This window comes from Flavobacterium sp., from assembly GCF_017744675.1.
Lineage (GTDB): Bacteria > Bacteroidota > Bacteroidia > Flavobacteriales > Flavobacteriaceae > Flavobacterium.
Window position 1 is genome coordinate 149,485 of sequence record NZ_JAGIAV010000004.1, and the last position, 23,069, is coordinate 172,553.

The following is a 23,069-nucleotide window of genomic DNA, read 5'->3' on the forward strand; positions in this document are numbered from 1 at the left end:
TTAAACAGTTTTTAAACATCTTACGACGAAATTAATAATTGAGCCTTGCGACTTATTGATTTCAATACCAACAACAGCCACTAAAGGCAAGGTTAATCTATCTGTTAAACCCTGAACAACTTTTCCGTCTGAAAGCACAGCTTGGATTGGGTCAATATCACGGCTTAAAGTCTGTAATTCGAAAGGCAGATATTTAACAACTTGACCGTTTGAGTACTGGTAAGACAAATCACTTACTGAATTATCTACAGTCATAACAGCCAAATCAAAACCTTGAACATCAATCTTTTTGTTGAACTCCTCAGAAGCAACGGATTTTTGTTCGAAGAAATATAAATTGTTTGTTTGCTGTGGTTCTTCAATACCGTGCAAATCGTAACGTTTACCTGCAATTAAATCCTCAAGAGTAATTTTAATACTCTCTTTGTCTGCAAGATAAATTGAACCTTCGTCTGCCAATTCACATAATGCAATCATAGCATTGTCAGCATCGGATTGAGTGTTTTCAGTTCCGTAAGTACTTGCCAAAATGAAATCTTTAAGCAACACTTTGTTTGCTAAAATGACATTCGAACCGTTTCCACGTTCAATGTAAATACTAATTTTTTCAGTTGTAAGGGCTGACAAAGCCACATCACTTGAAAGAATCAAAGCACCGATTGCTTTTGTTACTTGTAATTCTGGCGATTTTGTAACGCCTGTAATAGTTGCAATTTTCATTTGTTATAAATTTTATTTGTTTAATTTCTTTCACAAAGGTTATTGCAGCTATTATTTGACGTTCCCTAAAATTCCCTATAATTCCACAATTTTCCCTAATTTTCCTTATAATATGCCGTACTTAATTAGGTCTTGGACAGTTAAATAACTCCTTTTTAATTCTAAAGAATCGAGTATAACTTGATATTCTTTGCAAGCCGTTTTATAGCTTAATTCAAGAATATGCATTAACTGGGTTTTAGTTACTTTTTGGCTTGTATTCTGTGTTTTCATGGCTTATAAAAATAAAAGTTGGTGTTCGTGGAATAATTCAAAATCAAAATCATTTACTAATTTTTCCTTTGTTCTAAACTCATGCATATAGAAATGTAATTTATTTCTAAACCAATTTACAAGTGGTTTTTCGGTAATAATGTCTAAATCTTCAAGTAAAAGATTTAGAGCAACGATATAAGAGATATCCTGATTGTTTGCGTAATATTCTCTAAATAGAGATTTTGCAAGACGTTTTTTAATGGTTGTAGAAGAAAGAATAACCTTTTTCAAGCGTTTAATTATAGGATTGAACTTGGTAATTTGGGATTGTAAAAAATCAAAATCAAACAAAACTATTTGCTTTTCTTTATTGATTTGACTTTTACCAGTATTCTCACGAAGTTCAAAAAAACCTTTATTTGCAATTTTCAACAACTCATAAAGATTCGCTTTATCAAAAATACCCCAAGTCATTGCTTGACTGATATTTACATTTCCTTTAGAATGTTCGTTAAGACCTCTAAAAAACGCAGAATTTAACTGATATTCAAAACGCCAAACATTGTCATTTTTCAAACCGTTATTAGCATAATACTCATTTATATATGGTTTCTCGGTTAACTGTAAAGACAGCGTTTTGTTATAGCATCGTATTATTTTGTCTGACGTTCTTTTTCCTATTTGGAAACCGTTAAGTATTGATTTTCCTTTGTACGTTTCAAAATAGCTTTGTAAATTTTTCGGACGCCCCGAAATAAGGTAGTTACCTGCAACCACATTACTATATAAATTACGGTAAGAATTGTTGATATCAGACTTGTCAAGGCATATATCCAGTCTATTAACAGACTTAAATAAGTAGTTCGTTTCATCGCAAAAAGCATTTATGACACCTTTTAAAGCATCGTTAGATAATGTATAAAATAGATTGTTTTCAAATTGAAGCTGTGCAAATTGTTCGCTCATAATTGCAGAACGTGGTTTCGCTGTGTAAATACCGATTTTTAAATCTTCATAATATAGGTCTGCTCTTATTTCAAAAATCTTAGTTCCGTATTCGTAAGGTTTTAAACGAAACTTGGAATGTTCTGGAAATTCTCCAAACGGTTGACCCTCTAAATTGATAATTAAATAATCTATATTTATAAGAGTAGGTTTTAAATTATTGTTTTTGAATTTGGTTTGGGCTTGATGCCTTTCTCTATATGAAATCATTGTTTTTAGTAGGTTTGAGTGAGTTAGTTGCCGTTATACCCAACGGCAACGCTAAAAGATTGAACTAATATTTTTTTGATTCATTTTTGACCCAATCTAGAAAGGTGAAAAATGTATCTTTAATGTATTGGGGGAGTCCTATAGTTTTAATTTCATAGCAGTAAAATAATTTACCATCCTGAGTATGTGATTTGTATTTGAATTTTAAAAAACATAAATTCTCAGTCGCTATATCTTTTAATACTTCATAATGAAGCTTTCTATAAATTTTTACTTCCATAACTTATTTATTTAAGAGGTTACGTTTTGCCACAACGAATAATGATTTTTTGGTAAATCATTGACTGTAAACTGCTTTTTGGAAATTGCTTCTGAAATTTTCTTTTCAAATTCTAAGAATTTAGCTTTGTAAAGGGTTATCTGAGAATTGGACAAAACATTTATTATCTGAGCAATCTGTTGAATTTCTCTAATTAGAAAATCATGCTGATATTTTAAACCAATTAGGTCTACAGTTTCCACAGGATTTTTTGAATATTCGTTCAAATCAAAATTTAAACTGGCTAATTCAAAGATTAAATTTTCTCGTTTTTGAATTAATTTTAGAATTTCAGACATATATTAAGGTATTAGAAGATTATGTTTAAGAAGTTTTGAAATCAGAGTTTTCATTGAATTGCAGTAAAAAATAAATTCATGAACACAAAAAGATTGAGTTACTATAAAGCAATCCGTACAAACTTTAATTGTAATTCCTATATTTGAACCACGGATTCTTAGAAATAATGTTTTAAACTTTAAGTGTGAGGTTTTACAAAAAGGGCGCATCTTTTTCAAAAATGTTTTAGCATTGAAATTTGTGTGACGCATTTTGTTTAATTCTAGAAGTAATAGAGTATAATTCTCTAAAGATGTACGTTTTAAGGCCATGTGGTATTTGTTAATTAGTTATACCACAAATGAACTATAATTTATATTATGTAAAATAGAATATTTTAAAACCTCCCTACAATTGCGCTATACGACTTTTGGTTAGGAATATTTTCAACTATCAAAAATTGAGCATCTCTTACTTCTAGCTTAATTTTCTTTCTTTTTTGTAATTGAAATTTCTAAGCTTCCCATAGATTCGATATTTGAATTTTGTTTTAAAAAATTTTCAAATATTAAAAATTTAGATTGACTAACATTTAATTGAAAAATCAAATTTGAATCGCTCGTAATTCGCTACACAATTTTAAACTTAAGAATTTCTTGAATATTAAAAAATGAATCGTCTATAATTGCGCTGTATAATTATTATTTCAAGAACTTGTCAAATATGGAAAATTTAAGACTTAATTTTAATTGCTCATAATTGCGCTATACGGTAATTATTTTAAAAGTTTTTCAAATATTGAAAATTTAGACAATCATGTACTGAGACATATTTTTGATTTTTATCTAAAATTGAATTGTTCTATAAATGGCGCTGTATGATTTTAAAATTTATTTTTTTCAAATATGAAAAATTCAGCGGACCTCAATATTGTACAGTTTATTTCAATAAATAAAATCTCATTGATTAGAATCCTAAATCTTGAAATTTTCAAAAGAGAAAAACTTTTTAAAGTCTTACGGCTATTAACTTTTAACATTTCCTTAAAATAGTTAGTTTCTACTAAAGAACTTTCATTGTAAGAGTTTATTTTACTATTTTTACATTCGATACTTTAAAAATAAATTATCAGATATATGAATACAGTCGCTGAGCATATTGCAGATTTTTTAAAAGAATACAAACCGTTTGATAATTTAACTTTCCAAGAATTATCAGATATTGCTACGAATATTCGTGTCATAAATTTAGAAAAGCATGCGGTATTATTTCAAAATAATGATCCGCTTCATGAAAACTTTTATGTAGTAGCTTCTGGCGTCATTAATCTTACGACTATTGCAGACGCTGAAGAAACTATTATAAATAAATGTCATGAAGGCGATATTTTTGGTTTACGCCCGTTTTTTGCAAAAAACAACTACATGATGACCGCCAAAGCGCGTGAAGAAAGTATTGTTTATGCTATTCCGATCGCTGTTTTTAGACCTTTTGTGGCTAATAATTCTGATGTATTGAACTTTTTGCTAGAAAGTTTTGCCGTAAATTCACGCCATACCAAAGACAGCATGAATTCTAATGGTAAACTAGTCTCAGATTCTGATTATTTAGATCAGCAGACAGAAATGCAATATATTCAGTCTCTTAATTATAATAATTCGCCTCTAACAACAAAGGCCGATTCTATAATTAAAGATGTTGCGAATTTAATGACAGATTCTATGCTGGATAACATCATAATCTGTGGCGAAAAAAATCATCCAATCGGAATTGTAACCAACGCCGATCTGTCATCAAAAATTGCTACAGGACGTTATCCTATTACTGAAACAATAGACAAAATTATGTCGTCTCCGGTTGTTACAGTTTTAGAAAATGTATCTTTAGCGGAAGCGCAATTATTAATGCTTAAACATAATGTAACTCACTTATGCGTTACTAAAGATGGCACGAGTAAATCTGTCGTTAAAGGAATTATTTCTGAACACGATCTTATTGTTGCTCAAGCCAGTAACCCAGGTGTATTAATTAAAGAGATTAAGCGTTCTCAGCTTCCGAAAGATTTAAAACAAATACGCGATCGTCTATCTGATTTGATTCAGAATTCGATCCAAAAAAATATTCCAATTTCACATGTTAGCAATATAGCAAGTGAGATTAATCTAGCCATTATAAAAAGAGCTGTCGAATTATCAATTTTAGATTTAGGCTCCCCTCCTGCACGTTTTGCTTGGTTAAGCATTGGTAGTCAAGGGCGTAAGGAGCAATTATTACTTACAGATCAAGATAGCATTTTAATTTTTGAAGATGTTACGCCTGAGAAATACAGAGAAGTTAAAGATTACTTCTTAAGATTGGCCAAACGCACGACTTCTATTTTAGAAAAAGTGGGTTACGATTATTGTCCGAATGGTCATATGGGAAGCAATATGCTTTGGTGTAAATCATTGAGTGATTGGACAAAACAATACAACAGCTGGATGAATACTCCAGGTGAAAACAGTAATGATTTGAGTAGTATTTTCTTTGATTATGAAATTGTTTTCGGAGAACCAAAAATAGAAGAAGCGATCGAAAATGTAATTTTTAAGAATGCTGTTAACAATACTTTATTCTTTGACTTCTTAGGAAACGATGCTTTAAAGAAAAATTCGCCTCTAAGCTTTTTCAAAAAATTCATTGTTGAAGAAGACGGTCCGAACAAAGACAAATTTGATATTAAAACTCGTGCTTTAATGCCATTAATCGATGGAGCACGTTTATTAATTTTAAATGCCAATATTAAAGGAATTCAAAACACTTATTTAAGGTTCAAACAATTAGCAATTACAGATTCTAAAAATGCTGAAATTTATTTAAGCTGTGCAGAAGCTTTCTTAACGCTTTCTAAGTTTAGAACTGTTGAAGGATTAAAAAATGACGACTCTGGCCAATATATTAATTTAAGAGAAATGTCAAAATCTGACAAAGAGAAATTAAAAAATGCGCTGTCCCCAATGAAAGATCTGGAGGAACTTATTAAGAGTAAATTTCAATTGACACAATTCTCATAAAACATGCTAGACTGGCTAAAAAACATCAATAAAGACTATCCAGATTTCTGGAAAGGTTATTTAACTAAATTCGAAACCAAACCTAATAAGTTTGTTGTATTATCGACTGAAACTTCTGGCTTAAATCCGGATAAGGATGTTATATTATCCCTTGGAGCCTTTTCGGTTATCGACGATAGTATTGTTATTAAAGAAAACTTTGAAACGGTTTTATTGCAATACAAGTATCTTCAAGATAACGGACTTTCAAATGAATTTATCATTGAAAGCAAAATGATGAAAATGCCTGAACCTGATGCGCTTGAAGCTTTTGTAAATTTTATTGGAAATTCTATTTTAGTCGGACATCATATTAATTTTGACATAGAGATGCTGAATGCAGCTCTAGAACGCCTAGATTGTGGCCGATTAAAAAATGAAGCTTTAGATGTAGATGTCATGTACAGAAAACTTACAGATATAAACGACAAACAATTTTCACTTGACGATTTATGCGAAATTTATAAAATTCCAAAAAGTGATCGAAATTCTTCTTCTGAAGATGCATACAGAATCGGACTTTTATTCTTGAAACTAAAATCTAGGTTGGGAATTAAATAAATTTTAAATAATCAATTTTTAAAATTCCAAATTCCAATCCGTGGATATAAAAAATGCCTCTTAAATAATTTTAAGAGGCATTTTTTATTACTGATGCTTTTAACAGAAAATTATAAACTCGTTTATTTTTCAAATTAAGTAAAACTGTAATTTTATATCAAATTATATTTCCAAAAAACAAACAAAAACACGGTCCATTTTTTAATTAAAAAAATCTATGAAAAAGCTTTTATTTATGTTGCCATTGCTGTTTTTTGTTTCAGCAATTTTTGCCCAAAATCAAGATCCTTCATCAAAACGCATTCTAGGAAATTGGTATTCTAAAACAAATCCAAATATCAAATGGACTTTTACGATGGATGGAAGAGTTTACAATTACAACCAAGATAGAATGGCGGTAATGTATAAATACACCATTTCGCATACTTGTCAAAATTACACAGATTATACAGCCGAATTTATAACATTAATGGACAAAGATGGCAATCAATTCTGTTTTAAAATAAACGGAATAAACGAAAACAAAAATGGTATTTTGTCACTTACCAACTTAAGCAATATGCAGCCTCTTGTTTTTGTAAATGATGCAAGTCTAAAAAACACACAATCAATACAATAAAAAAAACCTCTTAAAATTAAGAGGCTTTTTAGTTTTACATTTTTACTTAAGAAATTCTTTCTTTCATAATTTGCTCTACCACTTCTGGATTTAGCAAAGTTGAAGTATCACCAAAATTAGAATAATCACCTTCGGCAATTTTACGTAAAATTCTACGCATAATTTTTCCTGAGCGTGTTTTTGGCAAACCAGAAACGAACTGGATTTTATCTAATTTTGCGATTGGTCCAATGTGATCTGCAATGTATTGATTAATCTCTTTAGCCAGGTTTTCTTTATTTCTAACTTCTCCTGTTTCTTTAAGAATAACAAATCCATACAGTGCGTTTCCTTTAATATCATGTGGGAATCCAACAATAGCAGATTCTGCAACAGCTGGATGTTCGTTGATTGCATCTTCAATTGGTGCAGTTCCTAAGTTATGACCAGAAACAATCACAACATCATCTACTCTACCCGTGATTCTGTAATATCCTACTTCGTCTCTTAGAGCTCCGTCTCCTGTAAAATATTTACCAGGGAAAGCAGAGAAATAAGTTTCTTTGTAACGATCGTGATCACCCCAAATTGTTCTAGCAATACCAGGCCAAGGGAATTTAATACATAAACTTCCAACTACTTGATTTCCTTCAATTTCATTACGTTTTTCATCCATTAAAACAGGCTGAATTCCAGGCAATGGCAAAGTTGCATAAGTTGGTTTTGTTGGCGTAACAAAGGCAATTGGCGAAATCATGATTCCACCAGTTTCAGTCTGCCACCAAGTATCTACAACTGGACATCTCTTATCTCCCACGTGGTCATTAAACCAGTGCCATGCTTCTTCGTTGATTGGCTCTCCAACAGATCCAATAACTTTAAGCGATTTAAGAGGATATTTTTGAATATAATCTAAACTTTCTTTTGCTAATGAACGAATTGCAGTTGGTGCAGTATAGAATTGTGTGATTTTATGTTTTTCGATAATATCCCAAAAACGGCTAAAATCTGGATAAGAAGGAACTCCTTCAAAAATTACGGTTGTAGCTCCATTTAACAATGGTCCGTACAAAATGTACGAGTGGCCTGTAATCCATCCGATGTCTGCCGTACACCAGAAAATATCATTGTCTTCGTAATTAAAAACATTTTTAAATGTATAGGCAGTATAAACCATATAACCTGCCGTTGTATGGACCATTCCTTTTGGCTTTCCTGTTGATCCTGAAGTATATAAAATAAACAAAGGATCTTCGGCATCCATAATTTCGGCAACACTATTATCTAGAGCCGCATCCAATAATGGCTGTAACCAAATATCACGGCCTTCTTTCATTTTCACATTAGTATTAGTTCTTTTTGCTACTAAAACTTTTGTTACAGAAGGGCAAGTTTCTAGAGCTTCATCAACAATTCCTTTAAGGTCAATTGTTTTATTTCCTCTATAACCTCCGTCTGATGTTATTACCATTTTACATTCGCAATCGTTGATTCTTGCAGCCACTGCAGAAGCAGAAAAACCAGCAAAAACTACAGAGTGAATTGCTCCGATTCTAGCACAAGCCAAAACAGAAACAGCCAATTCTGGAATCATTGGCAAATAAATGCAAACTCTATCTCCTTTACGAACACCTTGCTCGCGAAGAACGTTTGCCATTTTTGAAACTCTTTCGTATAATTCGTTATATGTTATATGTAAAGCTTCTTCAGAAGGATCGTTTGGTTCAAAAATAATTGCAGTTTTATCTCCTCTTTTACTTAAATGTCTATCAATACAGTTTTTGGTAATGTTAACTTTAGCATCTGTAAACCATTTTACTTCTGCCTCAGCCATATTAAAATCAACAACTTTTTCCCATTGCTGGTACCATGTAAAATTTTCTTCAGCTATTTTTCCCCAAAATTTTCTTGGCTCTCTTATTGACTTATTGTAATGTTTAAAATATTGTTCTAAATTTTCAATTTTATAATAGCTCATCGTTTGTTGAATTTTTTTATAAATGTATTAAATCTGAACGTATCCGTGAAATAATTTAATCCATAAATTCTATCAAAAAAAAACATTTCTTTAATAAAATATGATAATTATTTGCGTTTGTTTTAAAATTTTAATTTTTAAAACAATTTAGAAAGGGCAAAAAAGGCATAATAAATAAATATTATGCCTTTTTTAATTTAACAAATTTCAATAACAATTAATTCTTTGCGAACTGCATTTGAGACTTTTCTCTATTTTGAAAATAGCAGCATCATTATTAATTAAAACAGAAATTTCAACAAGTATATTTTTTACAAAATATACCCCATTTTAGGGATCCGCTTCACTTAACTCGCTTGTTGAAGTTAAGTGAATGCAATATGCATCTATATCTATTATCTTAATAAGTGCTTACTAATTCAAAATATTACAAATCATTGATACAGTGCAAATCCCGCAAAATCGAATTCTGCGGGAATTCCCATTTTTTTAATTATCCAATTTTCTTCATTGCTGTCATAGACTCTCTCAACCAAGCTCCTACTTCTTCAATAGGGTGCTGGCGAATTTCTCTGTTTACAGCAATAAGTACTGCATTATCTACTCCGTTTGAAGTTGAGAATGGTTTTCCGATAATATTAGTTTCCACTTTTTTCATGAATTCAGTCAATAATGGCTTACATGCATGATCAAATAAATAACATCCGTACTCCGCTGTATCAGAAATTACACGGTTCATTTCGAACAATTTCTTTCTTGCAATTGTATTTGCAATTAACGGCAATTCGTGTAATGACTCATAGTAAGCAGATTCTTCAATGATTCCAGCCTCTGTCATAGTTTCAAAAGCCAACTCAACACCAGCTTTTACCATTGCAATCATTAAAACTCCATTGTCAAAATACTCTTGCTCTGAGATTGGAGCTTCTTGTGGAGCTGTTTTTTCGAAGTTAGTTTCTCCTGTAGCAGCTCTCCATTTCAATAAGTTCACATCGTCATTAGCCCAGTCAATCATCATAGTTCTAGAGAATTCTCCAGAAATGATATCGTCTTGGTGTTTTTGGAATAACGGACGCATGATATCTTTCAATTCTTCAGCCAATTCGTAAGCTTCAATTTTTGAAGGATTGTTTAAACGATCCATCATATTTGTAATACCACCGTGTTTCAAAGCCTCAGTGATAGTTTCCCATCCGTATTGGATTAATTTAGAAGCGTAAGCTGCATCAATTCCTTTTTCAACCATTTTATCGAAACATAAAATAGATCCTGTTTGCAATAAACCACAAAGAATAGTTTGCTCACCCATTAAATCTGATTTTACTTCAGCTACGAAAGATGATCTTAAAACTCCTGCTCTGTGACCTCCAGTTGCAACAGCGTAAGCTTTTGCTTGATCTAAACCAAATCCGTTTGGATCGTTTTCTGGGTGAACAGCGATAAGAGTTGGAACTCCAAATCCTCTTTTGTACTCTTCACGCACTTCAGAACCTGGACATTTAGGAGCACACATAATAACAGTGATGTCTTTACGAATCTGCATTCCTTCTTCAACGATATTGAATCCGTGAGAATAAGACAAAGTAGAACCTTGTTTCATTAATGGCATAATAGCAGTTACCACCGCTGTGTGTTGTTTGTCTGGTGTAAGGTTACAAACTAAATCTGCAGTTGGAATCAATTCTTCGTAAGTTCCTACTTTGAAACCATTTTCAGTTGCATTTTTATAAGAAGCTCTTTTTTCTGCAATTGCATCTGCACGCAATGCGTAAGAAATGTCTAAACCAGAATCTCTCATGTTTAAACCTTGATTCAAACCTTGTGCTCCACAACCAACAATTACAACTTTTTTCCCAGCCAATGCTGCAATTCCGTCTGCAAATTCTGATTGCTCCATAAATTCGCAAACTCCTAATTGTTCTAATTGTAATCTAAGTGGTAATGTATTGAAATAATTTGCCATTTTTGTTTTAATATTTAATGAAATGAAATTTAATAATGATTATATATAACTAAGATTTTATTATTTGAAAGTCTCTAACAAAGCTGAAATTTCCATTTTTTGTTTCGAAACTGATATTCTTCCCGAACGTACAAACTGCATAATTCCGTATGGTTTGAACTTTTGGTATAATTCTTCAATTTCAGAACGTCTTCCTGATTTTGAAATCACAAAGAAATCTCTAGAAACCGTTACTATTGTAGACTGGCTTTCTTTGATGATATTCTGAATTTGCTTTTCGTCGAATAACAAACTTGAAGCGATTTTGAACAAAGCATTTTCTAAGAAAATTGTTTCTTCATCTGTGTGATAAAATGCTTTTATAACTTCAATTTGTTTCTCAATTTGCCCAACAATATTCTGAACCCATTTCTCTGTCGTATTTACTACGATGATAAATCTTGAAACGTTCTCTATTTCTGATTCTGAAACATTTAGACTTAATATATTAATGTGACGCTTTAAGAATATTCCTGATATTCTATTTAATAAACCCACGTTATTTTCTGAGTATACCGATATGGTAAATGTTTTATCTTCCATGTTGTTTTTTAGTTTGTTTTGTTTCAAGTTTCACGTTTCAAGTTTTAAACTTGGAACCTGAAACTTGAAACATGAAACTTCTTCTTAACTTAATCTAATTTCTGACACACAAGCTCCTGTTGGAATCATTGGGAAAACATTGTTTTCTTTTTCGACCACAACTTCTAAGAAATAAGAATCTTTTGAAGCCAGCATTTCTGCGACCGCTGCATCTAGATCTTCTCTTTGTGTAACTTTTTTAGATTTGATATAATATCCTTCTGCAATTGCAATGAAATTTGGATTTATCATTTTTGTTGAAGCATATCTGTTATCAAAGAATAATTCTTGCCATTGGCGAACCATTCCTAAGAATTCGTTGTTTAAAACCACAATTTTTACTGGAACTTCTGTTTGAAAGATGGTTCCAAGTTCTTGAATAGTCATCTGAAAACCTCCATCACCAATAATCGCTACTACTTCACGCTCTGGTTTTCCCATTTTTGCTCCAATTGCAGCTGGCAATGCAAATCCCATAGTTCCTAAACCTCCTGAAGTAATGTTACTTTTTGTCGAATTGAATTTAGCATAACGACAAGCAAACATTTGGTGCTGACCCACATCTGAAACGATAATAGCATCTCCTTTAGAATGTTTATTGATCATTTCGATAGTTTCTCCCATCGAAATCCCTTTACCATTCGTAGGATTCAACTCTTCTTTTATAACCGATTCAAATTCGATATTGCTTAATTCTGTAAATTGATTACGCCATGCATCGTGAGATTTTGCATCCAATAACGGCAATAAGGCAGCTAAAGATTCTTTTACATCACCTAAAACAGCAATATCTGTTTTTACGTTTTTATCTATTTCAGCAGGATCAATTTCGAAGTGAACTACTTTTGCTTGTTTTGCATAGGTGCTTAATTTACCTGTAACACGGTCGTCAAAACGCATTCCGAAAGCAATTAAAACATCACATTCGTTTGTTAACAAGTTTGGCGCATAATTCCCGTGCATCCCAAGCATTCCAACATTCAAAGGATGATCTGTTGGTAGAGCTGACAAACCTAAAATTGTCCAAGCTGCTGGAATTCCAGATTTTTCAATTACAGCTTTAAATTCCTCTTCGGCTTGACCCAAGATAATTCCTTGCCCGAAAACAATAAGCGGTTTTTTTGCACTATTAATTAAGGCCGCAGCTTCTGCCACTTTATCTAGATTCAATTTTGGAACTGGAACATAACTTCTAATTCCTGTACATTTCTCATAACTAAATTCAAACTCGTCAAATTGAGCATTTTTAGTAATATCTACCAAAACAGGCCCTGGACGACCAGAACGAGCAATGTAAAACGCTTTTGCGATGATCTCTGGAATTTGAGAAGCTTCAGTTACCTGAAAATTCCATTTTGTAACCGGAGTCGAAATTCCGATAATATCTGTTTCCTGAAATGCATCAGATCCTAACAAATGTCTTCCTACCTGTCCTGTAATACAAACTAAAGGAGTTGAATCGATTTGAGCATCTGCGATACCAGTTACTAAATTTGTAGCTCCTGGACCAGAAGTAGCTATAGCCACCCCTACTTTTCCTGTAGCTCTAGCATAACCTTGAGCTGCATGTGTTGCACCTTGTTCGTGACGTACTAAAACGTGATGCAACTGATCTTGAAATTTATATAATTCGTCGTAAACAGGCATTATAGCTCCACCTGGATAACCATAAATTAAATCTACTCCTTCTGCTAATAAACATCTTATAACGGCTTCTGCCCCTGATATTTTCATAGTATATTGTTTTTTCAATGTCAAAATTCAATTTCAAAATTCAATGGCAATAGCAAAACTCAATTTCAATTATAAATTTTAAATTGATTTTTTATTTATTGCTATTTGATTTTTGATATTGTCAATGATATTGATTTTTGATATTGTTATTTTTTAAATTAATTATCGGTTACACATCCTGTTGATGCACTCGAAACCGATTTAGCGTATTTAAGTAAAACCCCTCTGTCAACTTTTAATTTCGGCTGAACCCAAGCCGCTTTTCTAGCTGCAAATTCTTCGTCAGATATCTTCAGGTCAATTGTATTTTTCACCGCGTCGATGGCAATTAAATCTCCATCTTTCACTAGTGCAATACCTCCACCGTCATATGCTTCTGGTGTAACGTGTCCTACCACGAAACCGTGCGAACCGCCCGAGAATCTACCGTCTGTAATTAGTGCACAGCTGCTTCCTAATCCAGCACCGATAATGGCAGATGTAGGCTTTAGCATTTCAGGCATTCCCGGACCACCTTTTGGTCCACAACCTCTAATGACGACTACATTACCTGGTTTAATTTTTCCAGCTTGAAGACCTGGAATTACTTCAAACTCACCTTCAAACACAACAGCTGGTCCTTCGAAATATTCCCCTTCTTTTCCGCTGATTTTTGCTACAGCACCTTCAGAAGCAAGATTTCCGTATAAAACCTGAATATTTCCGGTTGGTTTTAACGCTTTTTGAATTTCGTGAATAACTTCTTGTCCATCTTGTAAATCTGGAGTCGAAGCTAAGTTTTCTGCAACTGTTTTTCCTGTCACAGTCAAACAATCTCCGTGAATAAGTCCAACTTTCAGCAAGTATTTCATAACTGCAGGAATACCTCCTACTTCATGAATATCTTCCATCATGTACTTCCCACTTGGCTTCATGTCTGCCAATACTGGCGTTCTATCATTAATAGCTTGGAAATCATCCAAAGTAATAGTAATTCCAACTGAATGTGCCATTGCAATTAAGTGCATAACAGCATTTGTAGAACCACCTAAAACCGCTACAATAGTAATAGCATTTTCAAAAGCCTTACGAGTCATAATGTCTCTTGGCTTAATATCTTTTTCTAATAAAATTTTGATTGCTTTTCCTGCCTCAAGACATTCGTCTCTTTTTTCTTGGCTTAAAGCTGGATTAGAAGAACTATAAGGTAAGCTCATTCCTAATGCTTCAATAGCAGAAGACATTGTATTTGCAGTATACATACCACCGCAAGCACCAGCACCTGGGCAAGCATTTTGAATAACACCTTTAAAATCTTCTGGAGTGATTTCTCCTTTCACCTTTTTTCCTAATGCTTCAAAAGCAGAAACAATGTTAAGAGATGCTCCTTTCCATTTTCCAGAGTGGATAGAACCTCCATAAATCATCATTGACGGACGGTTTAATCTTCCCATTGCGATTAATGCACCAGGCATATTTTTATCGCAACCAGGAATTGCGATGATACTGTCGTACCACTGCGCTCCGGCAACAGTTTCGATAGAATCTGCAATTACATCACGAGAAACCAGTGAGTAACGCATCCCTTCAGTTCCGTTAGAAATACCGTCACTGACACCAATGGTATTAAAAATAAGTCCGACAAGATCTGCATCCCAGACACCTTTTTTAACATCTTGTGCTAAATCATTCAGGTGCATGTTACAAGTGTTACCATCGTAACCCATGCTCACAATACCAACTTGTGCTTTCTTTAAATCTTCTTCAGTTAAACCAATTCCGTACAACATCGCTTGCGCTGCAGGCTGTGTTTGATCTTGTGTGATGGTCTTGCTGTACTTATTTAATTCCATTATTATTTTTTATTTATTTTTAATTTTTATTCAAAAAAAAAACCTTCCAGTATTTGGAAGGTTTGTAATATAGTTTTTCAATTATATTTATAACATTCCCGATGCAGATGTGTGAATCACATTGACAACAACGACAGAAGTAATAATAATTGAGATTTGCATCATTTATTTTTTTAGTGTGACAAAAGTAAAGAAACTTCAGGAACTAAAAAAATAAAATCTCAACATTTACAATACTTCTTGTTATTATATTCACATTTTAACAAAAAATATTAAACAATTGTAGATTGTCCAATACTAACATTATCATTATTAAAATACAGCAAATCGTCTTTACTGAAAATAAAATTAGAAACGAACTCTCCTACTTCGTTTGTTCCAAATTTTGAATCTGGTTTTAAATCAACTGTAACTACTTTGTATTCAATTGCTTTTTCTACCGCTTTATAAATTACATTCGCTTCTTTAGTTAATCCAAAATGCTCTAGCAAAAGTGCCGCTGCTAAAATTGAAGCAATCGGATTGGCAATGTTTTTACCTTTTGCTTGCGGATACGATCCATGAATTGGTTCAAACAAAGCATTTTTTTCTCCTAACGATACTGAAGGCAATAAACCGATAGAACCTGTAATTACGCTAGCTTCATCAGATAAAATATCTCCAAACAAGTTTTCTGTTAAAATCACATCAAATTGTTTCGGATTTAAAATCAGCTGCATTGCTGCATTATCCACAAATAAGAAATCAAGTTTAACATCTGGATAATCTTCGCTCACTTTCTGAACTACTTTTCTCCATAATCTTGAAGTTTCCAAAACATTGGCTTTGTCCACCATCGTTAGCTTTTTGCGTCGTTTTTGTGCCGCTTTAAAAGCTAAATGTGCAATTCTTGTAATTTCTTCTTCTGAATATTCACATAAATCTGAAGCATGTGTTCCTTCTTCATTAAGTGTTTTTGTTCCAAAATAAGCGCCACCTGTTAGTTCTCTAAAAATGGTAAAATCTGCTCCTTCGATAATTTCTCTTTTTAAAGGAGAAGCTTCAATTAAGGCTTTATAAGGTTTTATTGGACGAATATTAGCAAACAATCCTAATTCTTTTCGCAGTTTTAATAGTCCTTGTTCTGGACGAACTTTTGCATTTGGATTGTTATCGTATTTAGGATCTCCAATTGCACCAAGCAAAACAGCATCTGTATTTAAACACAGATTCAGAGTTTGCTCCGGTAAAGGATTTCCCGTTTTATCGATAGCAACCGCTCCCATCAGCGCTTCTTCAAAAACAAATTCATGATTATACACTTCGCCAATGGCGTACAAAGCTTTCTTAGCTTGTAAAATTACTTCAGGTCCAATTCCATCTCCTGGTAAAACTGCAATTTTTAAATTCATAATCTCTCGCTCTTTATGTCTTTAAATCCTTATGTTCCTTAAATTGTTATTTTGAAATCTTAATTTCTAATTAAATCTCCTTCTATTTTAGAAGCCTCTATAATTTGGTGAATATCTGCGTCTACAACTTCCTTTTTAATATCAGCGAATTTCAAGAATTCGATGTAAACGATATCCAATTGTGTTTTTGTTAATTCGTAACCTACTTTTTTAGCACGGTAAGCCAAAGCTGCTCTTCCGCTTCTTGCTGTCAAAATGATTGAAGATTCATTTACACCCACATCTAACGGATCCATGATCTCATAAGTTGCTCTGTTTTTAATAACACCATCTTGGTGAATTCCGGAACTATGTGCAAAAGCATTTGCTCCAACAATCGCTTTGTTTGGCTGTACAATCATTCCCATACTTTCAGAAACCAAACGGCTCATTTCGTTTAATTCTCTTGTATTGATGTTTGTATCTAAATTTAAGTAAGGGTGTTGTTTGAAAATCATTACCACTTCTTCAAGTGCAGTGTTTCCTGCTCTTTCTCCAATACCATTAATAGTACATTCGATTTGTCTTGCTCCATTAATAGCTCCTGCGATTGAGTTTGCAGTTGCCATTCCTAAATCATTATGACAGTGGCATGAAAGGATTACGTTTTCGATTCCTTTTACGTTTTCCTTTAAGTATTTAATTTTTGCTCCATACTCTTCTGGAAGACAATATCCAGTAGTATCAGGAATATTCAATACAGTTGCTCCAGATTTGATAACCTCTTCACAAACTTTTGCCAAGAACGCATTATCTGTTCTACCTGCATCTTCTGCGTAGAATTCAACATCTTCTACATACGATTTTGCATGTGCTACAGCATATTTTGCTCTTGCAATAATATCTTCAGGCGTAGTATTTAATTTGTGGAGTATATGAGATTCTGAGGTTCCGATTCCAGTATGGATTCTAGGTTTCTTAGCGTGCTTTAAAGCAGCTGCCGCAACATCAATGTCATTTTTTACGGCTCTTGTCAATCCGCAGACGGTTGCATTTTCTACAATTTTACAAATCTCAGAGACCGATAAAAAATCGCCTGGACTTGACACTGGGAAGCCTGCTTCGATAATGTCAACTCCCATTTTGTCTAGTCGTTCTGCGATAACTAATTTTTGCTTAGTATCTAACTTACATCCTGGAACTTGTTCACCATCTCGCAATGTGGTGTCAAAAATTTGAACTTTCTCTCTATTCATATTCATTTATTTAATGTAATTTCACATCTTGATAACAAATATATATTGTACTATCGCAGTACGAAATTCATTTTAATGAAATTATACTGTTCATAAAACGATTTATAACCTATTAACTAATTTATTATCAATAAGTTACATTATTATTTTTTACAATGGCTAACCATCAAAAAGATTTCTTATTTGTTCTAATCAAATCACTTTCGAAATCCGAAAAAAGGCAGTTTAAAATTTTTGCAAGCCGATTAGAAACCAGTTCAAATACAAAATTTATCGAATTATTCAACATTTTAGATAAATCTGAAGTTTATGATGAAAAACTCATTTTGAAAAGTGGTGTTATCCAAAAAGTACAGTTATCTAACTTAAAATCATACTTATACAAGCAGATATTGGTAAGTATACGATTAAACATTCCTAGCCAAAACATTCGCTATCAGCTTCGAGAGCAAATGGATTTTGCTGTTATTCTTTATAATAAAGGTTTATATAAGCAGAGTTTAAAAATTTTGGATAAAACCAAACAGCAGGCTCTTGAAAATGACGAAAAATATATGGCGTACGAAATTGTGGAGTTCGAAAAACTAATCGAATCGCAATATATTACTCGTAGTATTCAAGGCCGAGCCGACGAATTGGTGGTTCAAGCGAAAGAATTAAACTATAGAAACACCATTTCTAGCAAACTTTCGAACTTATCGCTTCAGTTGTACGGAATCATGCTTAAAACAGGATATGTAAAAAGCGATGCCGAATACAAATATATAGACGATTATTTCAACCGACATATTTCTAAACTTGACGAAAGCAAATTTGGCTTTCGCGAAAAGTACTGGTTTTACAATGCCAATTTATGGCGAAGCTTTCTGGTTCAAGATTTCTTAGCCAGTTATAAATTTGCGTATAAATGGGTGCAGCTTTTCTACGATAATCCGAATATGATTTATCTAAATCCTGTGTTTTTCTTAAAAGGAAATCATTATTTCTTGGAATCTTTATATATGTTAAAGTATAAATCGAATTTCAAGAAGTACTTGAATCTTCTGGAAGAAACGATTGCAGATCCAAAATTTCCTGTAAATGACAATCTTGCTTCCCTGTCTTTCTTATATGTTTACAACAATAAATTAAACTTACATATTTTAGAAGGAACTTTTGCGGAAAGCGAATATTTGATTCCTGAGATTTTAGATAAACTGAAATTACACAGCGAACATCTTGATGAACATCACGAAATGTTGTTTTTCTATAAAATTGCTTCTATTTATTTTGGTAACGAAAAATACAATGAATGCATTAATTATTTAGATAAAATCATCAACAACAAAAACTTGACGATGCGTGAAGATTTAATGTGTTTTGCGAGATTATTGTCTCTCATTGCACATTATGAGCTTGGAAAAGATTATTATTTAGAAAATCACTTAAAGAGCACGTATAAGTTTTTATTGAAAATGAACGATCTGCATGAAGTTCAAAAAGAGATTATCAAATTCTTAAGAAACTTAAATAACTTCTACCCTGCCGATATTAAAAAGGAATTCAAAAAAATGCACACTCGTTTCGTAGAACTTGAAAAAAACACCTACGAAAAAAGAGCTTTCCTTTATTTAGACATTATTTCGTGGTTGGAAAGCAAAATCGAAAACAGAAAAATTGCTGATATTATTAAGGAGAAAGCAAAGCTTAATAATCGTTAGATTTAAATTCCAATTTTGAAAATCCAAATTCCAATAAAAAAGGCGTTAAGATTTTATTCTTAACGCCTTTTTTGTCAGAAATGACAAATTATATTAAAAAAAACAAACCCGACAGGTTCTAAAAATCTTTCGGGTTTGCTATTTACTATTACAACTAAATTCTAAAAATTAGAAATCTGTAAATCCTTTAATACTGCTTTAGTGATGTCTTTTCGGCAACTTCCAAAATTAGATGTATTATTGTTTCTATTTTGCAAAAGTCTGGTAGCAAAAAAATACGTTCCGTCTTCTTTTTCAATGTAACCTACCCACCAACCGATATTTAAACCATTTTCTCGAGTCCATCCTGTTTTTGAGTGAATCTCGTATTCTTGATTTTTTTCGCTTAGCATTACTTTTTTCACAATCTGCATGTTTCTTTTGGAAAAAGGCAATTTCTCATCATACAACTTTTTCAGAAATTCAACTTGATTAATCGGAGAAATTCCAAAATCGCCAAAATTCCAAAAATCGCTATCTTTTTGAGACAGATTAACATTCCCATAATTGCACAACTGCAGATATTTTTCGTAATTCTTCTTGCCAATTTTCTTTGCCAATTCTACAAATACCCAACCTGCAGAAACTTCAAAGGCTTCTTTTATGCTCATGTCATGGTAAATTTCAGGCCTGTAACCGTACTTAAGTGTATCTGTTGTCCCAATCCATTTAACAATATCATTCTCACTGCTAATTGTTTTTGTTTCAAGTGCAATAAGAAGGTTAGCTATTTTGAATGTAGATGCGGGTAATGTCTGAACATTCACATCTGAAGTATCAGACAAAATCCATCTATGCTTAGCATTATCATAAATAACAATAGACCCCGTGACATTGCAAGAATTAAAATATTTTTTTAAATCCTGACGCACTATAACAGTATCTTTAGTCTCCAACAAAGTACTTTTTTCTTTCTTACCATTAGGTAGACAAGAAGTTAGAATTACACCTGTTACAATTAAAAATACTTTATATGTCATTCTTAAAATAGATTATTGAATTTATTCCACAACGTTAGAAATCGTTACATAAAAATCTTTATCTACTTCCAGTTTTCTATCTTCGTTTGTTGTTTTAACCGACTGCCATTCTGTAGTTGGTTTCAACCAAGTCTCCACTCCGTTTAATTTCACTCTTACTGGCATATCAAATTTAGATACGCAGTTTGTCCAATGATATCCGAAAGTTCCATTTTTAAACATATATTCAAAAACTGGAATCTGAGTTGTAGTTAGATATTGAGCAAAAACTCTGTTGAAATTTATTCCAGATTGCTCATTTATATAATCTTGAATCTGTTTTCCTGTAACGGTCTGATGATAGAAAGTCTTATTCATACCTCTTAAAATCGATTTCCATTTTGCATCATCATTAATAACCTGACGAATCATATGTAGCATTGAAGCGCCTTTTGGGTACATATCTCCAGACCCTTCGTTGTTTACATCATAATGGCCAATAATTGGCTTATCATTTTGAATGCCCTTTCTGCATCCAATTACGTATTCTGCACCAGCTTCTTTACCGTAATAATATTCAACAAAAAGACTTTCAGAATAGTTAGTAAAACTCTCGTGAACCCACATATCAGCAATATCCTTGTAGGTAATGTTGTTTGCATACCACTCGTGGCCAGATTCGTGAATAATAATGAAATCAAATTTTAATCCCCAGCCAGTACCGCTTAAATCACGTCCTAAGTAACCGTTTTTATATTGGTTTCCGTAAGTTACAGAACTTTGGTGCTCCATTCCTAAATACGGAACTTCAACCAATTTATAGCTGTCTTCGTAGAAAGGATAGGGTCCGAACCAGTTTTCAAAAGCTTTCAACATTTTTGGCGCATCTTTAAACTGCTCTTTCGCCAAAGCTAAATTATCTCGTAAAACATAATAATTACAATCTAAATCCCCTTTTTCGCCTTTAAAAACCTCAGAAAAATTAACATAATCTCCAATATTGATGTTTACACCATAATTATTAATTGGATTTGAAACATACCAATTAAAAGTTTTTGTTCCGTCTTTTTCTTTTTTAACGCTTTTCAGCCTTCCATTTGAAACCTCAGTTAAGTCTCCAGGAACATTCACACTGATCAGCATATTTTCTACTTCATCATACATATGATCTTTGCACGGCCACCAAACGCTTGCACCTAGGCCTTGGCAAGACGTAGCAATAAAATCTTTTCCGTTTTTATCTTTTTTCCAAGAAAACCCACCGTCCCACGGAGCTCTCACAGCTTCTTTTGGCTTTCCTTCAAAGAAAACTACAATTTCTTTAGTATCACCAACTTTCTGTTTTTCTTTTAAAGTGATAAAAAAAGCATTTCCGTCTCTTTCAAACTTTAACTCTTTTCCATTCTGAGTCACTTTGGTAATTTTCATCGGTTCCTGCAAATCGATCTGCATACGATTGTTTTCTGTTAAAACAGTATAACGCACGGTATTTGAACCAGAAATAAATTTTTCGGCAGGTTTAACCTTTACATCAAGGTGATAATATTTTAGATCCCACCAAGCTCTTTCTTTTGTAATGCTTCCGCGCAAAGTGTCTTGATGTGTAAAAACTGTTTCTGACTTATTTAAAAGTCCTTGAGCATTGGCAGTAAAACCAATTAGAAAAGCAGTAAAAATGCTTCCAAAGTAATTTTTCATTGGTTAGAATTATAAAATAATAAAGTATTCGAACTTAATCTGCAACAAATGTAAACATTCGAATCAAGTTTTTCATTTTTTTATACTTTTAACAACCAAAAAGAATACCCAAATATATTCTTCTCTATTTTAGCTTTTAATTCTATTTACTGTTTTATGAAATCGCATTACATTCTCATTGTTTCGTTTTTAATCTGTCAAATGTCAATTTATTCGCAACCATTTCTTATTCATAAAACAAATGAAAAAATAAAAATTGATGGCGATCTAACCGATTGGAAAACACCTTTTCTTGGTCCGTTTGTAGTTCATAACACAGGAGAAAAGGCCACACAAAATACGTTTGTTTCGCTTGCTTGGGATAATAAAAACTTATACTTAGCTTATAAATGCTCTGATACTAAAATAATTGGGACGGCGCAGATAAAAGATTCGCAGATTTTTAATACCGATGATTTAGCTGAAATTTTCCTTGATCCTGACGGAGATAGTCAGAATTATATTGAAATTGGAGTAAATGCATTTTCTACAAATTACGATTTGCTTTTAAAATGCATTTCGGAAGAATGCGGAGGCTGGAAAACATCAATGGATTTTGATTTTACAGGTTTAGAATCTGTAAGCAAAATTAACAAAGACGGCTATATTGTAGAAATTAAAATTCCTTTTTCGAGTCTTGAAAAAGTTAAAAATGGTGGTTTTACTAAGCCTAAAATAGGAACAAAATGGAAAGGAAACGCCTTTAGAATTGATTACGGTAACACAACAGAATATCTTGCCTTACAACCTTATAAGAGTTTAAACTTTGGTTTTCATCAGCCCAAAGAATTTGCTGTTTTTGAGTTTGTGAAGTAATAATTTTGTTTCAGGTTTCAAGTTT

17 protein-coding genes are annotated in these 23,069 nt (G+C 32.6%); 5 read left to right on the forward strand and 12 right to left on the reverse strand.

Annotation, left to right across the window (positions count from 1 at the left end; all coding sequences use genetic code 11):
- The 3 genes from J7574_RS11005 to J7574_RS11015 all read right to left on the reverse strand — a co-directional run bounded on the left by J7574_RS11005 (position 1) and on the right by J7574_RS11015 (position 2,808).
- Positions 1-720, reverse strand: coding sequence for a hypothetical protein (locus tag J7574_RS11005; RefSeq protein ID WP_166924141.1), 720 nt, complete (start codon positions 718-720; stop codon positions 1-3).
- A 276-nt stretch (positions 721-996) separates the two neighbouring features.
- Complete coding sequence (locus J7574_RS11010; RefSeq protein ID WP_290968102.1) at positions 997-2,190, reverse strand: hypothetical protein; 1,194 nt, start codon at positions 2,188-2,190, stop codon at positions 997-999.
- A gap of 291 nt (positions 2,191-2,481) precedes the next feature.
- On the reverse strand, positions 2,482-2,808 hold the full coding sequence (locus J7574_RS11015; RefSeq protein ID WP_290968103.1) for a hypothetical protein: 327 nt from the start codon (positions 2,806-2,808) through the stop codon (positions 2,482-2,484).
- Positions 2,809-3,924: 1,116 nt separating this feature from the next.
- On the opposite strand from J7574_RS11015, the gene J7574_RS11020 reads away from it, so the two are divergent.
- From J7574_RS11020 to J7574_RS11030, 3 genes are all read left to right on the forward strand, one after another.
- Positions 3,925-5,841 carry a DUF294 nucleotidyltransferase-like domain-containing protein gene (locus tag J7574_RS11020; protein ID WP_290968104.1) on the forward strand — a complete coding sequence of 639 codons (1,917 nt, stop codon included), beginning with the start codon at positions 3,925-3,927 and terminating at the stop codon, positions 5,839-5,841.
- 3 nt (positions 5,842-5,844) lie between these two features.
- Positions 5,845-6,441 carry a 3'-5' exonuclease gene (locus J7574_RS11025; protein ID WP_290968105.1) on the forward strand — a complete coding sequence of 199 codons (597 nt, stop codon included), beginning with the start codon at positions 5,845-5,847 and terminating at the stop codon, positions 6,439-6,441.
- A gap of 217 nt (positions 6,442-6,658) precedes the next feature.
- Positions 6,659-7,060 (forward strand): hypothetical protein, encoded by a 402-nt coding sequence (locus tag J7574_RS11030; RefSeq protein ID WP_290968106.1) that lies wholly within the window; start codon positions 6,659-6,661, stop codon positions 7,058-7,060.
- A 46-nt stretch (positions 7,061-7,106) separates the two neighbouring features.
- On the opposite strand, the gene acs is transcribed toward J7574_RS11030, so the two are convergent.
- The 7 genes from acs to J7574_RS11065 all read right to left on the reverse strand — a co-directional run bounded on the left by acs (position 7,107) and on the right by J7574_RS11065 (position 17,793).
- Positions 7,107-9,017, reverse strand: coding sequence for an acetate--CoA ligase (acs, locus tag J7574_RS11035; RefSeq protein WP_290968107.1), 1,911 nt, complete (start codon positions 9,015-9,017; stop codon positions 7,107-7,109).
- Between the two features lie 493 nt (positions 9,018-9,510).
- The gene (gene ilvC / locus J7574_RS11040) at positions 9,511-10,980 is read right to left on the reverse strand and encodes a ketol-acid reductoisomerase (protein ID WP_111369156.1); all 1,470 of its coding nucleotides are present in this window, start codon (positions 10,978-10,980) and stop codon (positions 9,511-9,513) included.
- Positions 10,981-11,040: 60 nt separating this feature from the next.
- Entirely contained in the window at positions 11,041-11,562 is a 522-nt protein-coding gene (gene ilvN, locus J7574_RS11045; RefSeq protein ID WP_111291077.1) for an acetolactate synthase small subunit, read from the reverse strand.
- An 84-nt stretch (positions 11,563-11,646) separates the two neighbouring features.
- On the reverse strand, positions 11,647-13,335 hold the full coding sequence (gene ilvB / locus J7574_RS11050; RefSeq protein WP_290968108.1) for a biosynthetic-type acetolactate synthase large subunit: 1,689 nt from the start codon (positions 13,333-13,335) through the stop codon (positions 11,647-11,649).
- A gap of 158 nt (positions 13,336-13,493) precedes the next feature.
- A complete protein-coding gene (gene ilvD, locus J7574_RS11055) occupies positions 13,494-15,167 on the reverse strand; it encodes a dihydroxy-acid dehydratase (RefSeq protein WP_290968109.1) in 1,674 nt (557 codons plus the stop codon).
- A gap of 272 nt (positions 15,168-15,439) precedes the next feature.
- Entirely contained in the window at positions 15,440-16,558 is a 1,119-nt protein-coding gene (leuB, locus tag J7574_RS11060) for a 3-isopropylmalate dehydrogenase (protein WP_290968110.1), read from the reverse strand.
- Positions 16,559-16,617: 59 nt separating this feature from the next.
- Positions 16,618-17,793 (reverse strand): 2-isopropylmalate synthase, encoded by a 1,176-nt coding sequence (locus J7574_RS11065; RefSeq protein ID WP_290968111.1) that lies wholly within the window; start codon positions 17,791-17,793, stop codon positions 16,618-16,620.
- Positions 17,794-17,948: 155 nt separating this feature from the next.
- Between J7574_RS11065 and J7574_RS11070 the strand changes: the two genes are divergently transcribed.
- Positions 17,949-19,493, forward strand: coding sequence for a hypothetical protein (locus J7574_RS11070; protein WP_290968112.1), 1,545 nt, complete (start codon positions 17,949-17,951; stop codon positions 19,491-19,493).
- Positions 19,494-19,654: 161 nt separating this feature from the next.
- Here the strand turns inward: J7574_RS11070 and J7574_RS11075 are convergent, their stop codons facing one another.
- Positions 19,655-20,512 carry a penicillin-binding transpeptidase domain-containing protein gene (locus tag J7574_RS11075; protein ID WP_290968113.1) on the reverse strand — a complete coding sequence of 286 codons (858 nt, stop codon included), beginning with the start codon at positions 20,510-20,512 and terminating at the stop codon, positions 19,655-19,657.
- Positions 20,513-20,533: 21 nt separating this feature from the next.
- Complete coding sequence (locus J7574_RS11080; RefSeq protein WP_290968114.1) at positions 20,534-22,189, reverse strand: M1 family metallopeptidase; 1,656 nt, start codon at positions 22,187-22,189, stop codon at positions 20,534-20,536.
- Between the two features lie 201 nt (positions 22,190-22,390).
- Between J7574_RS11080 and J7574_RS11085 the strand changes: the two genes are divergently transcribed.
- Entirely contained in the window at positions 22,391-23,044 is a 654-nt protein-coding gene (locus J7574_RS11085) for a carbohydrate-binding family 9-like protein (RefSeq protein WP_290968115.1), read from the forward strand.
- The last annotated feature ends 25 nt before the right edge of the window (positions 23,045-23,069 follow it).

Excerpts from the sequence above, each read along its gene's own strand:
- J7574_RS11025 (WP_290968105.1), top strand. The coding sequence starts at position 5,845 with ATGCTAGACTGGCTAAAAAACATCAATAAAGACTATCCAGATTTCTGG.
- ilvD (WP_290968109.1), bottom strand. The coding sequence starts at position 15,167 with ATGGAATTAAATAAGTACAGCAAGACCATCACACAAGATCAAACACAG.
- J7574_RS11030 (WP_290968106.1), top strand. The coding sequence starts at position 6,659 with ATGAAAAAGCTTTTATTTATGTTGCCATTGCTGTTTTTTGTTTCAGCA.
- acs (WP_290968107.1), bottom strand. The coding sequence starts at position 9,017 with ATGAGCTATTATAAAATTGAAAATTTAGAACAATATTTTAAACATTAC.
- ilvC (WP_111369156.1), bottom strand. The coding sequence starts at position 10,980 with ATGGCAAATTATTTCAATACATTACCACTTAGATTACAATTAGAACAA.
- ilvN (WP_111291077.1), bottom strand. The coding sequence starts at position 11,562 with ATGGAAGATAAAACATTTACCATATCGGTATACTCAGAAAATAACGTG.
- J7574_RS11085 (WP_290968115.1), top strand. The coding sequence starts at position 22,391 with ATGTCAATTTATTCGCAACCATTTCTTATTCATAAAACAAATGAAAAA.
- ilvB (WP_290968108.1), bottom strand. The coding sequence starts at position 13,335 with ATGAAAATATCAGGGGCAGAAGCCGTTATAAGATGTTTATTAGCAGAA.
- J7574_RS11005 (WP_166924141.1), bottom strand. The coding sequence starts at position 720 with ATGAAAATTGCAACTATTACAGGCGTTACAAAATCGCCAGAATTACAA.
- J7574_RS11020 (WP_290968104.1), top strand. The coding sequence starts at position 3,925 with ATGAATACAGTCGCTGAGCATATTGCAGATTTTTTAAAAGAATACAAA.
- J7574_RS11070 (WP_290968112.1), top strand. The coding sequence starts at position 17,949 with ATGGCTAACCATCAAAAAGATTTCTTATTTGTTCTAATCAAATCACTT.
- J7574_RS11080 (WP_290968114.1), bottom strand. The coding sequence starts at position 22,189 with ATGAAAAATTACTTTGGAAGCATTTTTACTGCTTTTCTAATTGGTTTT.
- J7574_RS11065 (WP_290968111.1), bottom strand. The coding sequence starts at position 17,793 with ATGAATAGAGAGAAAGTTCAAATTTTTGACACCACATTGCGAGATGGT.
- J7574_RS11015 (WP_290968103.1), bottom strand. The coding sequence starts at position 2,808 with ATGTCTGAAATTCTAAAATTAATTCAAAAACGAGAAAATTTAATCTTT.
- J7574_RS11075 (WP_290968113.1), bottom strand. The coding sequence starts at position 20,512 with ATGACATATAAAGTATTTTTAATTGTAACAGGTGTAATTCTAACTTCT.
- leuB (WP_290968110.1), bottom strand. The coding sequence starts at position 16,558 with ATGAATTTAAAAATTGCAGTTTTACCAGGAGATGGAATTGGACCTGAA.
- J7574_RS11010 (WP_290968102.1), bottom strand. The coding sequence starts at position 2,190 with ATGATTTCATATAGAGAAAGGCATCAAGCCCAAACCAAATTCAAAAAC.